At 39.3% G+C, this 16134-nt stretch carries 11 protein-coding genes and 1 pseudogene; 6 read left to right on the top strand and 6 right to left on the bottom strand.

Annotation, left to right across the window (positions count from 1 at the left end; genetic code table 11):
- Nucleotides 1-20: 20 nt before the first annotated feature.
- From NH153_RS06275 to zntR, 3 genes are all read right to left on the bottom strand, one after another.
- Complete coding sequence (locus tag NH153_RS06275) at nt 21-1151, bottom strand: 1-acyl-sn-glycerol-3-phosphate acyltransferase (protein ID WP_063702052.1); 1131 nt, start codon at nt 1149-1151, stop codon at nt 21-23.
- A gap of 154 nt (nt 1152-1305) precedes the next feature.
- Nucleotides 1306-2586 (bottom strand): SO_0444 family Cu/Zn efflux transporter, encoded by a 1281-nt coding sequence (locus NH153_RS06270; protein WP_063702050.1) that lies wholly within the window; start codon nt 2584-2586, stop codon nt 1306-1308.
- Nucleotides 2570-2983, bottom strand: coding sequence for a Zn(2+)-responsive transcriptional regulator (zntR, locus tag NH153_RS06265; protein WP_082874003.1), 414 nt, complete (start codon nt 2981-2983; stop codon nt 2570-2572). Before zntR ends, NH153_RS06270 begins: the two co-directional genes overlap by 17 nt.
- A gap of 94 nt (nt 2984-3077) precedes the next feature.
- Between zntR and NH153_RS06260 the strand changes: the two genes are divergently transcribed.
- Nucleotides 3078-4022: a D-2-hydroxyacid dehydrogenase gene (locus tag NH153_RS06260; protein WP_063702048.1), complete on the top strand. Its 945-nt coding sequence runs from the start codon at nt 3078-3080 to the stop codon at nt 4020-4022.
- A 163-nt stretch (nt 4023-4185) separates the two neighbouring features.
- Nucleotides 4186-4566, top strand: a complete 381-nt coding sequence (locus NH153_RS06255; protein WP_063702046.1) for a DUF3192 domain-containing protein — start codon at nt 4186-4188, stop codon at nt 4564-4566.
- Between the two features lie 33 nt (nt 4567-4599).
- Here the strand turns inward: NH153_RS06255 and NH153_RS06250 are convergent, their stop codons facing one another.
- The 3 genes and pseudogenes from NH153_RS06250 to NH153_RS06240 all read right to left on the bottom strand — a co-directional run.
- Nucleotides 4600-5523 carry a diguanylate cyclase gene (locus NH153_RS06250; RefSeq protein WP_063702044.1) on the bottom strand — a complete coding sequence of 308 codons (924 nt, stop codon included), beginning with the start codon at nt 5521-5523 and terminating at the stop codon, nt 4600-4602.
- Entirely contained in the window at nt 5492-8920 is a 3429-nt protein-coding gene (locus tag NH153_RS06245) for a response regulator (RefSeq protein WP_063702042.1), read from the bottom strand. The genes NH153_RS06250 and NH153_RS06245 overlap by 32 nt, the downstream gene beginning before the upstream one ends.
- A 62-nt stretch (nt 8921-8982) precedes the next feature.
- Nucleotides 8983-9240: pseudogene (locus tag NH153_RS06240) on the bottom strand (PhoH family protein); the annotation flags it as partial.
- A gap of 85 nt (nt 9241-9325) precedes the next feature.
- Here NH153_RS06240 and NH153_RS06235 point away from each other — a divergent pair.
- The 4 genes from NH153_RS06235 to NH153_RS06220 are packed head-to-tail and all read left to right on the top strand — an operon-like array spanning nt 9326 to nt 16113.
- Nucleotides 9326-10816, top strand: a complete 1491-nt coding sequence (locus tag NH153_RS06235) for a tyrosine-type recombinase/integrase (RefSeq protein ID WP_063702038.1) — start codon at nt 9326-9328, stop codon at nt 10814-10816.
- Entirely contained in the window at nt 10800-13571 is a 2772-nt protein-coding gene (locus tag NH153_RS06230) for a hypothetical protein (RefSeq protein ID WP_062566146.1), read from the top strand. The genes NH153_RS06235 and NH153_RS06230 overlap by 17 nt, the downstream gene beginning before the upstream one ends.
- Nucleotides 13568-15652 carry a site-specific integrase gene (locus NH153_RS06225; RefSeq protein WP_045979590.1) on the top strand — a complete coding sequence of 695 codons (2085 nt, stop codon included), beginning with the start codon at nt 13568-13570 and terminating at the stop codon, nt 15650-15652. Before NH153_RS06230 ends, NH153_RS06225 begins: the two co-directional genes overlap by 4 nt.
- Nucleotides 15649-16113, top strand: a complete 465-nt coding sequence (locus tag NH153_RS06220) for a hypothetical protein (RefSeq protein WP_016708220.1) — start codon at nt 15649-15651, stop codon at nt 16111-16113. The genes NH153_RS06225 and NH153_RS06220 overlap by 4 nt, the downstream gene beginning before the upstream one ends.
- Nucleotides 16114-16134 lie beyond the last annotated feature (21 nt).

Raw genomic sequence — 16134 nt, 5'->3', positions numbered from 1 at the left:
TCTTAAACTATCTGTTTCGCTTACTCAGATTCGCTTGTGGCAAGTTCTGCTTTACGATGAAAAGGCTTAGCATACATAGCTAATACCAAAGGTTTTAACTCCTCTGGCACTTTCGCGATGCGCTCGTTAAAAGCTGCTGCATCTTTTTCATCAATCACAGCTTGCGTACAACCACCCGCTATATAGTTACCTGGGTGTAAGAAAAACGAATCAACAATTTGCTGATCAATGGTTTTTGCCAGCTCTTCAGGCGATTCACAGCCAGACTCAATTGGCTCACCAAACGCTAAATGTACATGCCCTTTTGCTGTACTAAAACCTTCAACAATACTAGCAATGTCTTCACCCTGCTGTTTCACATACTGACCATGTTGCTGTTTGTGATAAAGCTCTTTCGCTTTAGCAATCGCGCAAGGCTCGTATTGATAAGAAATAGACACTGGTACAATTTTTAACTCGCGAACGTACTCAGCAAATTCTTTCTTCTGCTTGCGACCTTGTAACTGCAACATTTTAAGTAAGGCTGGATCTGTTTGGTCAAAACCGTCTTTTGCTCGGCCTTCTTTTTGCGCTATCCAAATTGAGTGGCCTTCAGCAAGTGAGTCATAGATATAAGCAGACAGCTGCGACAACGCTTTTAACATCTCTTTCGGAGCTTTCGCTGAGCGCTTTACAATAAAGCTTTTGTTTAAACGCATTAACTCAGTGATATAAGGAATTTGCAGTAAGTTATCACCAATTGCGATGCGAACTGTCGGCATGTTGTGCTTGAACAAGCCCCAATTCACCAACGCAGGATCAAGCACGATATCGCGGTGATTAGAGATAAATAAGTAAGCTTGTTTTGGGTCTAGTTTATCGATGCCCGAAAACGTTACTTCTGAAGTCGTACGGGTGATTAGTTTATTTAAATAATCAGCCACTTCATGCTGAACTTGCTCAACCGATGCGGTGTTGCCCCACTTTTTACGCAGCTGACTGCGCACTAATGGGCGAGTAATAAATGGGAAGTTCGATAAAAAGCGCGGTAGGTTATACTTAGCGATTACATCTACAAAGGCATTATCAGCAATCAAACGCGCTACTGAATCAGCTACTTCATCATCATTGTAAGGTCTTATGTCGGCGTATTTATCCACACTTTCACTCATTAAAAACTACTTAAGTTAAAAAACGGCACGCAGAGCGTGCCGTTAAAAATAATTGGCGGATTATAACTCAGGCAATTTTAAATGCGAACCGAGACGCGGTAGTTAACCAAGTTAAATGCCAGTAAATTTAAAAAAATTATTTTACAACAAACAATTACGCAATGCTCTTACCAGTTTGAGACGACTTTTTTAATACCATTTTTAGCAGTAATCTAAGGATTAAAATTGCCAATACAATACCTGCTATCAGGCTTAACCAATGTGGTAGAACTTCATGCTCTTCACCCATCATCGGCGCCACCACAAAACCATATTGCGCCACTAAATAATCGGTTAAAAAGCCAAATGCCAGCGCCGTACCAATCACCCCAATTAGGTAGGCAAATACCGCACGCTTGCCAAGCTCTTTTCCAACCACACCAAGCGTTGCAATGTTGGTTGCCGGCCCTGCCAACATAAACACCAGCACCGCCCCTGGAGACACACCACTGAGTAATAAGCCTGCCGCAATAGGTGTCGATGCAGTCGCACAGATATACATAGGAATACTGATTAAAATAACCACCAGCATCGCAAAAATACCATTACCCCACTGGCTTAAAAAAGATTCTGGAACATAAGTTTGTACCAGAGCAGCAAAGAATAAACCGATCATTAACCAAATCATGGTGTCTTCAAGCAGCTTGTTACAACTAAAGCTCACTGCACGTTTCAGTTTGCTAAAACGACTTTCAACGGCTTTAGTTGACTGCTCACTGCTACAACAGCTTTTCTGCGAAGGTGCTGCTTTTTCAGTTGCGCAACTGTGTTGTGGCTCCTGAATTGGTTGCGATCCCTTGCTACTACAACAACTTGTTGTTTTAACAGGCTCAAGCTCTTGAGGTGTTTGCTTACTACAACAACTTTGTGCGGGCTTAGCAGTTGCCTCTTTACTGCAACAGCTCGTTGTGGTCTTATGCTCAGGTTGTTTACTACTACAACAAGAGTCTTTTTTAGTAGTTTCTTGATCTGATTGTGTACTTTGCGGTTGATGAAGTTCACTGTCTTTGCCCACTAAGACACCGGCCACAATGGCACTGCACACGGCGGCAATAGGACGTATCACCGCCATAAATGGGCCAAGCAACACATAAGATACCGAAACCGAATCGACCCCAGTTTCAGGGGTTGAAACTAAAAATGCCGTGGTGGCACTTTTTGACGCCCCCGCCCTTCTTAAACCAATAGCCGCAGGGATCACACCACATGAACACAAGGGCATTGGAGCACCAATAAAGGCTGCTTTAACTGTGGTCCATAACCCTTCTTTGCCTAAATGCCGATTAAGAAAGTTAGCAGGCAAATACACATTGAGAAGACCCGCTATGAATAAGCCCAGCATTAACCAAGGCGCTGAGAGTAAAAATAGATGCCAAAAATTATTGAGTAAGTCCATCGATATCCTCCAGCGTCGTTAGTATTGAACAGTTTTCAGCAGGCTCTTCGCCGCCACAACATTTATCTGCTAATAATGAAAGTGAGTCATAAAAGCGAGTAAGCTCTGCAATTCGTTGTGCAACGAGATCGCGTTTTTGTAACGTCATTTCTTTAACTTCATGACAAGAATGCTGATCTTTATGAAACTTGATTTGCAATAGCTCTTTGATCTCAGCCAGACTAAAGCCAACATTCTTTGCTCTGAGAATAAACGCCATTTGTTTATAGTCATTCTCAGAATAAAAACGATATCCCACGTCTGAGCGCGAACTTGGCGTTAACAAACCATGCTTTTCGTAGTACCTTAGCGTATCTGTTGAGACACCCAACTGGCGTGCAAACTCACCTATTTTCATCACCGTCTCCATTGTGAAGCGTTTAATTATTATGCTCACTATAAACCTTGGAGTACACCCCAAGGTCAAGCAATAAATTAAAAAAGGAAAGCACATGAATATTACTGTCCTTGATGCAGCAACATTAGCCAACACGTCGTTAGATGCCCTAGCGCAATTAGGTAAATTAACCTGTTACGACTTAACCGCCCAAGAACAGGTTGTTGAGCGCTGCCAAGATGCCGATGTCGTTGTTAGTAATAAAGTGGTGATTGATCAACACGCCATGAGCAAATTACCTAATTTAAAATTAATATGTGTTGCAGCGACAGGGACTAACAACATTGATTTAGGTGCAGCAAAAGAGCATGGCATCGCAGTGACCAATGTCGCAGGTTATTCAACACCGAGTGTAGTGCAGCATACCTTTACCCTCATCACTAATTTACTGGGTAATACTCACAGATTCATTAATGATTGCCAGCAAGGCTTATGGCAACAAAGCCCCATGTTTTGCCGTTTAGATTACAGCTTTAATGAAATTGCCGGCAAAACACTGGCTATTGTTGGTTATGGCTCGCTGGGTAAAGCCGTTGCCGATGTAGCGCGTGCCTTTGGTGCCAATGTCATCATCAGTGAACGAAAAGGCCAAACGCCTCGTGAAGGTCGTGTTAGTTTCAATGATGCCCTGACCACTGCTGATATTATTAGTGTTCACTGCCCGCTTACTGATGAAACACGCAACCAAATCGCTGCGGCAGAATTAAGCATGATGAAACCGTCAGCTATCATCATTAATACTGCTCGTGGTGGGATCATCAATGAGGCCGATTTAGCTGATGCATTAGCTAATAATGTCATTGCCGGAGCCGGTGTTGATGTACTCAGTAAAGAACCCGCAGAGCAAGAAAACCCGCTGGCACAATACAAAGGTGCAAACTTATTACTTACCCCACACATTGCATGGGCCAGCCAAGAATCTATCGTGCGCTTAGTTAACGAAATTGCGTTAAATATCCAAGCATTTAATCAAGGCGAAATGCGTAACAGGTTGGTCTAAATCGCAATTTATTAGTCAATAGAGCTAAGTAGTTAGTAATTTATAACTTAGCCTTTTGACTAAAAACAACATAAACAATTGATTTAGTTATGATTTAAAAGTTTGGCAAGCAGTTTGCTATTAAGTGAATAACTAAAAAACAATTTCTTCGGGATAAAAGAACATGAAAAAAGCACTTCTAATTGCCGCGCTAACTGCACCATTTTTAACTGGTTGTGTCATTGCTGTTTCTGACGGTGAAGCCGATACACATTGGGCGGGAAGCTCATCTAGCTGGCAGCAACAACATAAAAATAATCGTGAAGTGATTTCTAACCTTGCATTAGATACCAGCTACCAAACGGTATTAAACAAACTAAATACACCTAACTTTACCGAGTTATTAAAGCAAGGTGATGATGTGTATCAAGTATTATTCTATGCAACGCATAGCATTCACTCTGATGGCAAGATGACTAAAGACGAGTGTACGCCACTTGTATTTAAAAATGATAAGTTAATTGGCGTGGGTGATACGATTTATAAATCACTTAGCAATGGCTAATAAGAAATTTAAAATGGGTGAGTAGGCAATCGCCTACTCATGTTCATTTACTGCGATCATTCTCGATACTATCTGATCTCGCCCTGCATCCTTAGCCTGATAAAGACCTAAATCAGCCTCCTCTAGTAAGGTTTGCTCAGCATAAACCTGACCATTTTCAGTGGTCGCAATACCAATACTAATTGTGACATGGTCAGCATTTAGCGACGCTTTGTGTGGAATGTTTAACTCATTCACGGCATTGCGCAATTTATTTGCAAACGAGATAGCCTCTTTCACTGAAGTATTGGGTAACACTGCCGCAAACTCTTCACCACCATAACGCGCAACAAAGTCACTGCCTCGTTCACACGCCCCAACTAAGGCATGAGCAATTTGTTTTAAGCAATCATCACCAGCTCGGTGACCATAGCAATCGTTGTAACGTTTAAAGTGATCAACATCCATCAGTAACACCGATAACGGGGTTTGATCCCGACGGCAACGACGCCACTCTCGTGCTAAATTTTCATCCAGATAACGTCGATTTGGGATCTCGGTTAGGCCATCAATTGAGGCGAGCATTTCGAGTAAGTCATTTTTTTGTTTGATCAGCAGCTGGTTACGCACTCTGGCACGCACGATAGCTGCACTAAATGGTTTAGTGATGTAATCCATCGCGCCTAATTCAAGGCCTTTAGCTTCATCATCGTGACTGGTATTGGCAGAAATAAATATTACGGGCAGCATACTGGTGGCCGCGCTTTCTTTTAACTTAGTAAGCACTTCGTAGCCGTCAATGCCTGGCATCACAATATCCAAGATCAACAAATCAACAGTCTGCGTTTTTAAAAACGTCAGAGCTTTTTCGCCACTCTCAACACAAAAAACATCATAGTCTTGCTGCAATGTTTTCTCTAATACCAAGCGGTTTAACGGATCGTCATCAACAATCAGTACCTTGGCTCTTTTCAACATCAGTAGATCCTTGTTCGATGATAAATGCGATGACCTGTTTTATTTGCCATTGCAACTCATCATTTAATTGTTCGGGCAGTTCGCCATCTACCTTAAGCCTAGCTTCACATTGCTGAGCGCACGCTGACAATCGCTTAAAACCGAGATTTCCGGCTGACCCTTTTACATTATGAACCACACGGACCAACTCATCGGTAGTTTTTAATGTACAGATTTGTAATAACTGCTCTGCTGCCATAGTCGCAAACTTTGATAACATAGTTAATACTAACTTAGTATTGTTTGCAAACTGAGACAGTATAAAAGCTTGATCAAAAAAGACTTCTTTTGTGTTATCAAGTTCACTCATTGCTAAAAACAACTTACTAGCAACAATCGGTTTAGTTAGGTGTTTATTCATCCCCGCCGCGATTGAATGCTCAATATCCTCACTTTCACTGTGTGCAGTGAGTGCGTAAATCGGCATTTGCTCTTTGGTGAATGACTGACGAATAATACGCGTTGCTTGGCAACCATCCATCTCTGGCATCTGAATATCCATAAAAATGAGATCGGGCCTTAAGCTATTTGCCAGCTCAATGCCTTTTTCACCATTTTTTGCACACACAACGGTGACATCAATTTGCTCTAGAATACTTTTAATAATGCTTAAATTAAGCGGGTTATCATCCACAGCGAGTACTAAAAGCCCTGATAAGTCAGTACTTGAAGGCAGTGAAACCAGCTCTTTTTTCACAGGCTCTGCGGCTTTATCAAGCTGTAAGCAAAAGCAAAATTCACTGCCTTTGCCTTTTTCGCTTTCAAGTTTAATTTCGCCTCCCATTAACGCAACTTCGTACTTAACAATCGCTAAGCCTAGACCCACCCCCTGATGAGAGCGCGTTAATGATTCATCACCTTGAGTAAATGCATCAAATAAGCGGCTTTGATCTGCCTTGCTAATACCAATGCCCGTGTCTTTAACAGTAAAACAAATGAGTTGCTGCTCAGCTGACTCTTCTACCAACATTAAGTTTAATATTACTGTGCCTTGCTCGGTGAATTTGGCTGCGTTTGTCAGTAAATTAGCTAATACCTGCTGCAAGCAAATCTGATCACCCATCAAGTTATCGCTAATGCTTTTATCGCATTCAACTTTAAATTCGATATCTTTATTTGCACATAAAGGAGCGGTAATCCCCTCACAGTAATCGATTAAGTCAGGCACACTAAAAGGGGCTTTATTAATTTGCACTTGCGAGCTTTCAGCGCGGGCAAAATCGAGCATACGATTCAGTAAAGTAAGTAAGCTATTGGCCGCTGATTTTGCCTGTTCGGCATGGTTGCGCTGCGGCTGTGTTAAACCTTGTAAAGCGATAACATCAATTAAGCCTAATACAGCATTAAGTGGTGTGCGTATTTCATGACTGAGGTTAGCAATAAAGCGGCTTTTAGCTAATGTTGCCCGCTCAGCATCATCTTTTGCTTTTACTAAATCCGTCACATCCTGTACATGAACAACATAGTAATCAGGTGTTTGCTCAGCATTCCAAACTAATGACACACTAATTTGTAGCCAGCGCTGCTGCTCTTGTTGTTCAAGACTAAAGTGATAAACTTTTTTCTTCTCATGCAATAGCTCTGTCAGGATATTTTTTAACGTCTGATAAGACTGTTCAGCAAATAAGTCTATTAATTTAAGATCATTGGCGTTTTCAATTGCAAAGATTTTACGTGCCGCTTTGTTTGCTTGCAGCACCTGATCGTCAAGCGATACCAACAGCACCCCATTTGCAGCATATTCCATGGCACTGCGTAATTTTGCTTCGGAGCTTTGTAATGCATTCAGCGCATTATGCTGCTCGGTAATATCACGACCAATCGCCATGGTGCCAAGAAACTGCTGATGCTCGTTATAAAATGGCACGATGCTAAATAGATAACTGTTATCTTCTGTGGTCAATCTTTTTTGATAAGCTTGGCGGTCTTTGAGTACTTGTTTTTCAAGCTCATTTAACTCGCCGTTATCATCACTAATATCACATAACTGCTGGCCTACAAGCTTCTCTTGTGGCAAACCAATATAGCGCTCATACGCCTTATTACAGCCTAAAAACGAGCCATCAATATTCTTAAAATAAATGAGATCCGGTACGTTATTAAGCATGGTATTTAATAACGCTAAGTGACGCTCTTTCGCATCGATACTACGGCGTAATTGTTTTGACTTTACCTGTACTTGCGAATCAAGCGCTTTATTTGCCTCTTGTAAAGATTGGACGAGCTCTTCATTACGGCTAAACACCTTTTTCACACGGCTGAACCAAGGCTGCCAATCAACTGGAATACGATAATGAACTAACGCTTGTTTGCCTTCATCATGCTGCTCAAGATAATTCATTAAGTGCGTCATTGGTTTTACAAAAATACGCTGACTCAACCAAAAAACAGCGCTGAACATCATCACTAAAAACACACTCAAAAATGCGAATTCTAAAAAAATGTCGTAGCCTACAGGTTCACTCAGGGCTTGCTTTGATTCATAGAAACGAGTGTAAATAGGTAAGTTTGTTGCTTCTTGCACTAAATGACTGTGGTTATTTTTGCGCATATCTACAGCGACATTAGGCCAATGTTCGCTAGCACTGACGGCAGTGTTAAGTTGTGTCTTTGAGCTGGCTATAACTTGGTTATCTTGGTTGATAAAAATATACTCACCATAGTTAGGCGATATTTTTTTTAACCAACTAGAAATTGCTTCAAGGTCATAAATCAACACGATGTAATCACGACTATTGGCTGCTCGTTGCTTACCAATTGCAAAGTAGGCATGGCCATTAATAGTCAACACGGGGCTCGAAGCAAGCTTGTTGCTATTCACTAATAGAGGCCGAAACTTGTTATCTAGCACACTGGTCAAAAATTCACTTTTTGCTGTGTTACGGCGCTTAATATAAACAAAGCCTTGCTCATTAACATAAGCAACCGCTTCTAAAGATTGAATAAGTGACAGCGTGGTATTAAAAGACGGGCCAAGGGCAATTACTCGTCGCCATTGATTAATTGCATAAGCGGTTGAGGCAAACTTACCTTGCCCGACTATCTCGCCCACTCCATCACCAACGGTTTGATAGTAATAATGATCAAACTGGTTCACATTACGTGCCCAACTAGGATCAAAATCATAAGAAAGTGGCTGCTCGTAGAGTTTAAACATGGTGTCAATGAGGCCATCTGCGGCACTCATCGCATGGCTAAGTTGAGCTGAGATATTATTAAAACCGTTTTGCCTGCTTTCTATCGCCCGCTCAAGTTTTAAATTATATAAGTGTAAACACAAAAAAAACGCCACCAGCAGCGGCACAATTAGTGCCACTGCTAAAGAGCGATAGTAATGCTTTAACGGTAAAAAATTCACTGGCTTATAAGTACCTTACCTCGGTAACAGCTAGGTTAACGAGGCATAGGTATACTGGCAAGTTATAAATTTTCTTCAGCAAAGCTGGCTAAACGACTACGTACTACACCGTTTAAGTTAACAGTGGCACTACCCTCAAAATCTTTAAAACGCTCAACAATATAGGTTAAGCCTGAGGTCACAGGCGTGAGGTAGTTACTATCAATTTGCGCTAGGTTACCTGAGCAAATGAGTTTAGTGCCTTCACCGCAGCGAGTAATAATGGTCTTCAGCTGTGATGCGGTTAAGTTTTGACTCTCATCCAAAATCACCCCCGAATTGATATAATACTATCATACCCTTAATAAACTTGAACAAAAAAGTTTTTACACACATACTCTAGCTAAGAATCAAAGGTGAACGAAAATGATACTTCGAAATACAACAAAAACTAAAATAATTAAAGCATCAGTCAACTTTGGAAAAGGAATGTCTTTTCACCTCGATAAATCAGGGCAACCTATTAAGACTGAAAAAGGCATCAGAACTCACTCATATAGGCACGATAAAATAGAACCTAATTTTCCAGTGCTATATCACCCGACTCGCTTCACCGAATGCCAAGAAATGAACTTATTTTTAATGCACCGCTTTGAAGGTCATTTCAGTCTCAAAAAGAATCAAATAGACAATGAGGCTTTTAGTGACGCTTATCATGCCAGCCAACCGGGAAAGCCATTAGATGTTAAGTCTGTTTGCAGTATAGCTAAGCACTTAAAAGCTTTCTTAGATTGGTTGGATAAAGATGATGCATCCTATTTTGAAGTAATAACTGCACCACTTTCAAAACAATCTGTAGATGATGATATTTCTAGGTTACCTGTGTGGAGATATCACAAACATTTATGTGAAAGAGTCGAAACCAAAGATAAGTCTAAACGCATAAGCTTTAACAGCGCTCAAGAACGAATTAGAGCTGTTAAAGCATTCTATAGATGGAGCCATAAGCGCGGGGCTATAGATAGCCTCCCCTTCTCACTTGAATACAAACAGGTACGTATTAAATCGAAAGCTAAATCAAGTGTAAGTTCATTGTTTCAATTACCTACTAGCAACACACGTTCTGGAGGCTTATGGAAGTGGGTTAGTAATTTGAGCATTCCAAATACATTGAAACAAAAGGAAGACTCACCCGAAAAAGATCTACAACCATATTCTCCAAAAGAACTTAAACAGTTGCTGGAGACGGATACGGCTCAAAAAGAGACTTATAAGCTTTATTTGCAATGTGCTTTGCTAGGTGGACTTCGTTCTTTTGAGATTTCAGCCATCGACCAGAAAGACCTTTTTGATCCTGATGAAAAAGAAAACGAGAAACGTATTCCAAAATTGAACATTGTACGAAAAGGACATAAGCCAGTGAGATTAACAATAGCGCGAGTTCTAATGAAGCTTTTGTACAATCACACTTTGACAATTCAAAATATGAAGCGACGTACCAAACATGAGACTAATCATGGTATGGACAATAGTGAACATCCGCTTCCTTTGTTTATGAATAGTTCAGGATCGCGGATAAGCGAAGATACACCGGGGAATACTATTTCCATAGTTAGAAAAGAACAAAGGAAGCAGGGATTAGAAATACTATTACGCACATTCCATGACTTACGCGCTACCTTTGCTACTTATGTCGCTAAATACCTAATTGACAAAGGTGAATCGGAGAGTTCCATCAGACAGACACTAATGACCTTGATGAGTCACGAAAGTTTTAAAACAACCAAACGTTACATCGACTTTGCCAAAAGTGTAGCAGTGGATGCATACGGAGCAATGTCAGAGTGGGTGAAAGATATCTACGGTGATGTTGACGAATTACTGATGCGTGAGGCTGAAGATGCAGCAGCAAGTTAAAACGCGGAAGTCCAATCGTATTCCTGCTAGATTTAAACCTCATTCAATTGTTCTAGCCAAACAGTTAGACGTTTTATTTAACAGGGCATATGACAAAGAAAACAATATTAGCGCAGATGACGACACTGCTATTTCAATGAGTCGCTTGCGGAATGCTTGTGTCAGTTTACAACACACTCTTCCTCTAGCCCTTAATAAGGTTAGTACAGATACTGCGACATCAATTCAAACTTCGGGATTAAATGCTCTATCAGACTTTGAAATTTGGCAAGAACTGGAATACTTTTGCATTAATGAAATAAATGATGTCAAGCTACCTAGTTATGCTACTCGTATAGAAGAAGCCTTAGAAAACTTAGCTAAGTTTCATTTTTATGATAACGCTATCAACGCTCCTTTTAGGCTAGTAAATGGGGCTACTTCAATCGACATAACTAAATTATTCGAACTTGAATTCCATCAAGTAAAAGAGATTCGTAAATTACTAAATAAATATCTGGACTATCTCGTCCTTCCAGAATTAAGCCTCAAAGATTCTTCTATTGGGGACAATATCCTCAAAACTGCGACAGCTATTATAAATCTTTGTCTACATGATACTTTTAAGAATACTGAACGCGTCAAACTGCCATTATTGGCAACATTACAGGATAGGGAATTCGTTTCATCATTTATATGCAATCACAACTTCCGTACTTTTTTAAAATTTATACTACCCGATGTGTGGGGTAAAGCTAGAGTCAATCAATTTAAAACTGAAGCCGAAGTAATAGGGTATGCACAAAGCATATCATCCAAATTTGGCAATGAAGTTGATGCTTTTTTGAAAAATCAGATAGCAAGCGCTTCGGAAGCTAATACAACAAGAGTTAGATCCTCAACTTTATCATTTCCAAGGTGGTTGAATAGTGCTGGTAGCGTAGCATCACCAATAATTAAGCTGCTTAGTGAGCGTGGAATTCAAGGGTTTGCAGAAAATGGCCTTCAGGGATTTAAATACCTTTATAAGCATTACCAAGAAGAAACTCAAAATAACCAGCAGTTTTTACTGCTACTAAACGCTGCATTGGACCTTTACCACTTTGTTACGGGTGAAAAAATCGCAAAGGAAAGTTTATTACCCTACTCATTGGGCTATTACCTTAAAGAAAGTGACACTACCGAATGGCAGAAGCATGAGTGGGTATATGACAATGCCTATAAATTTTATCAAAACCTAGTCGAATACCATAAAGTTTTTACAAAGCGAATTGATGGCGAGAGCATAGGTATCGTCACTCTCAAAGGTTACATAGGTAGTATGGCTAGAGCATTGAAAGAAAATGCATCATCATTAACAGATGAACAAATGAAGCTTATTGCCAGTCATGGGGTTCATGCTTTTGTTGAAAATAACTGTGAGATACTAAAGGCTATAAGAGAGGCAATTCAACTAAAATCAAAACAAGGCGATTTGTCGGTTTTTGTTGGTAATCAATATCAGAGCGCTATCGACAAATTACTATCGTTTTATGGTCTAGATACTATTAAAAGCTTTCCGGTCAACACCGAATTAACTGCACAACATCAAGAGCAACTATCTCAGAATCAAGATAAACTCTACTCATATAGAGAAGTAGTAGAATTAGCATATTACATAGAAAAAGGGCTTTCTGAGACCTTACTCACAATTAAAGACAAAGTTACACTTTATGCAGCAAAAGTCATATTGAAAACTGGTTGGAATTCAACTCCTACGCTAGAGCTTGATACTGACGACTTATTTTTCTTTAACACGCCATTACATTCAAGTAAAACTCCTGCTCTTCGTTTATTTAAACGCCGAGCTAATTATCAAACTCAATGGCATAAATTTGAAATTAAAGCCGAAGATCTAGAAAAAGAAGGCGTCTTATACGGCGACGTTGTCGAACCAGTAATATTTGATATTAAGGCTGCGACTAGACTTACGTCTATTTACCGCCCTTCTATTGAGAACCTATCAAAAAGAATTTTTGTTTTTCCCAAAGTAAATAGTATTGGAGAAGTAAAGATTCAATTATTAACAGCATCACGTTTCAAGACCACTATAGATAGGATATTGACTGAGCTTGGGTGTGATATCGTATTTAATTCGCAAAAGATCAGAAAATCAGGGCTTAACTACATTTACCGAAAAGTTGCCAAAGAATTTAAGTGGTATCAAAAAGCTGGCAAGCACTCTTATGAAACGTTCTTGCGTCATTATTTAATGCAAGATAACAAAGATGTTGCAATGACAATCAACAGAGCGACAAAAACAATGGCAGACTATTTTGTTCGCGATGTTACCGACAAAGTAATCATTTTGCAGACTCCACCAGAAGACGGTAAAAAAGTCCCGAATGGCACATGCATTAACTCAAAAGATAAATCCGCAGTAGTGGCATTCGAATCTCAAAACAGGAAATTATTAGACCAGCGAGATACAAACGAGCATGCATGTGCCGACTTTAACGCATGCTTGTGGTGTCCGTTCTATCGCTGTGTTGCTGACGCATTGCATGTTTGGAAACTTTTGTCATACCGGGATTTTGTTGTTGCTGATATGGAAAACTCAGCCGCAACATTTGACTCTGTAACAGAGCAACTGGAAAACATAGAGCAGTTGAAAAATAGAGTTAACGAAATATTAACTGATATTGCCAAGCTTAATGCTCAAGCTGTGATTGATGGAAAAGAATTATTGAGAACAGAGGGTATTCATCCTCATTGGAAAAACACAGGTTTGCTATGACCAAAGAGATAACTAAAACAAAACTACTTGATATCGCTGTTGTAAAAACACATACAGGTCAAATCACTATAAAACCTTTGGTTCAGGTGTTAGAAGATTTTAAAGTTGATGATACTAGCGCTTTTAATTCGATTGCTTTGTGGGAAAACAGAGCATTGAATATTGCTAAACATGGCACTATTCACTTTGGCGATGACACTTGGATAAGCTATGAAGAAACGCAAAGAAATGTGAATTTTAAAGGTGTTGATGAATTAGCATATCAAATTCGAATTTATTCACTAATTAAACTCACACATGGTGATGTTGTAGGCGGTAAACCTCTAAAAATCTCTACACTTCAAAATGATGTAACGTATCTAAATTTAATTGCAGCCTTCTTAAGACAAAGAGGTTATCACTCATTTCATGAGTTGGAGTTCAAATCTGACTTAGTTATTAGGAATCTCATAAAAGACTATTTATATGAAGTCGGGAAAATAGCTATTTACAGACAATCACACTCATTTACTAAACTATTTGACGTGCAACGAAGCTTTCGTCTTTTTGGCCCTAAGGTGTGTAGTGTTTTTATTAATGTGCTTAACCAACTAAACGAGTTACACCATCCGAGACCAGTCACTTATTCGCACCCTGTCATTCCTACTAAAGTAATGAAAAAAATTCTGAAGTTTGCAGAAAAAATAGTTGAAAACTCTAAGGATAAGATAGAACGATGGCTAGAATTAAATGCACGCTTAATAGATAGTTTACATGAAGGCTCCATTGAACCACCGCCCAAAATGAATACAGGTGAGCTAATAGCAAAACATGTAAGAAACTTACCCAATGAAGAGGAATTCATTCAATTATCCGAAGAATTAGAAGATTTAAAATTAGCCACATACATTAATATCTTGGCCTATACAGGTATGAGATATAACGAAGTACTTACATGCAAGGTTGGCTGTGCCAATTACAAAGATGATATTTATTACATTACGGCAATTATGACCAAAACCGACAACAGTAAGGTTGAGATGGAATGGTTTTCAAACGCTGAAGTACATGAGTGTGTTGGTATTTACGAAAAATATGTGATCGGTATGCAAGAAAGGGCAAAAGCTGTACTTTCTTCATGCAGAGCCAATATAACAAGTAGTCAAGCACACAATTTGAAAGAAGGGTTAGAAAGAAACCGTCTTTTCGGGGTTTCACATAGTAGCTGTAGTGTTAGTTTTAGCGATGCTGGGCGATTCACAAAATTTGAGGTTAAAAACAGTGAAAACATTGAGCTTTTTGACTTAACTCTAGACGATGATGATATAGCAGAGCTTGAACGCCTTGAATCTAACTACAAAGAAGTTAGAGGAGAGAATAGAGGTGTCCCATACGAAGAAGGCGATACGTTTAGATTAACCGCTCACATGTTTCGACATACGTTGGCCTACTTTGTCATTGCCAATAAATTAGGTGAGCTTGATGATATTAGATATCAATTTAAACATTTAACTAGCCTAATGACGTTTGTTTATACTCGAAGAGCATTTTTGGCCTCAACAACTTTAATTAAAACTACTGAAGAGTTTAATGAGATTTTAATTGACCGTGTTGCAGAAGAGTTAATAGATGAAGCCGAGTCACAATCACTTAAAGGTGGTGCTGGTGAGCAAATTAATAAAACATCTAAAGATCTGATAATAGGTATTACTGATAGTCAAAGTAAAGATTCGACTGTGATTAAGCAGATCCATTTCAGTTCAATTGAAGAACTGAAAAAATTTCTCGTCAAAAATATTAAAAACATACGTGGCTTACCTACGGGGTACTGCACTGCGGGAGAAGCTTGCAAGATAAAAGGAGCAGGAATCCCTAGTGGCTGTGTGTATTGTGGTAGTAAAATCATTACCAAACGCCACAAGGTCAATTGGCAAATAATAAAAAAAGAAGCAACGCAGAAACTAGAGGCATATGCGGCATTAACCAAAGAAGAGCAAGAAGATTACGAGCTATTTGCTATTCACTGGAAAAATAATATAGCAGCAGCTGACTATGTATTAGATGAAGGCAAAGCGCATACAAACCAAGGAGAACAAGCATGAGTAGCGCATACGATGATATAAAACGTGCTTTTGAAGAGATGAAATCTGATGGCAGCAAGATAACCAAAAATGCAGTAGCAACGAGAGCTAAAAGAAATATTGCAAATCTATCTAAAGAAGAAGAAAAATGGGTAAAGTTACGAGAAAATATTGAAAAAGCTCAATTAACTTGGGAAGAAAAAAATAAAGATAATTTAATAAAACAACTCAGAACAAAGGTAGCCGAACTAAAAAGCAAGCTTGCTAAAGAAAAGCAAAAAAACGAGATTGACCCTAAGGAAATCGATAAGGATTTTGAAAAGCTACTGGTGCGATTACAAGAAATGTACGCTGAAATAGATAAGCTCAAACTGATTAATGCTGATTTAAAAAATCAACTTCAGCACTCAGGGCAACATACAGAAATAAGAGTGGATACGTCTACTGGTGAAATTATTGAATTAGTTTCAACGAAACAATAGATTAGATGTAGTAGCTCATAT

The organism is Pseudoalteromonas gelatinilytica, from assembly GCF_001641615.1.
In the GTDB taxonomy this organism is placed as follows: domain Bacteria; phylum Pseudomonadota; class Gammaproteobacteria; order Enterobacterales; family Alteromonadaceae; genus Pseudoalteromonas; species Pseudoalteromonas gelatinilytica.
This window is presented reverse-complemented; position numbering and strand designations above follow the sequence as displayed.

Bases quoted from the DNA above. Each gene is read 5' to 3' on its own strand.
- NH153_RS06275 (WP_063702052.1), bottom strand. From the start codon at position 1,151: ATGAGTGAAAGTGTGGATAAATACGCCGACATAAGACCTTACAATGAT.
- NH153_RS06270 (WP_063702050.1), bottom strand. From the start codon at position 2,586: ATGGACTTACTCAATAATTTTTGGCATCTATTTTTACTCTCAGCGCCT.
- zntR (WP_082874003.1), bottom strand. From the start codon at position 2,983: ATGAAAATAGGTGAGTTTGCACGCCAGTTGGGTGTCTCAACAGATACG.
- NH153_RS06260 (WP_063702048.1), top strand. From the start codon at position 3,078: ATGAATATTACTGTCCTTGATGCAGCAACATTAGCCAACACGTCGTTA.
- NH153_RS06255 (WP_063702046.1), top strand. From the start codon at position 4,186: ATGAAAAAAGCACTTCTAATTGCCGCGCTAACTGCACCATTTTTAACT.
- NH153_RS06250 (WP_063702044.1), bottom strand. From the start codon at position 5,523: ATGTTGAAAAGAGCCAAGGTACTGATTGTTGATGACGATCCGTTAAAC.
- NH153_RS06235 (WP_063702038.1), top strand. From the start codon at position 9,326: ATGATACTTCGAAATACAACAAAAACTAAAATAATTAAAGCATCAGTC.
- NH153_RS06230 (WP_062566146.1), top strand. From the start codon at position 10,800: ATGCAGCAGCAAGTTAAAACGCGGAAGTCCAATCGTATTCCTGCTAGA.
- NH153_RS06225 (WP_045979590.1), top strand. From the start codon at position 13,568: ATGACCAAAGAGATAACTAAAACAAAACTACTTGATATCGCTGTTGTA.
- NH153_RS06220 (WP_016708220.1), top strand. From the start codon at position 15,649: ATGAGTAGCGCATACGATGATATAAAACGTGCTTTTGAAGAGATGAAA.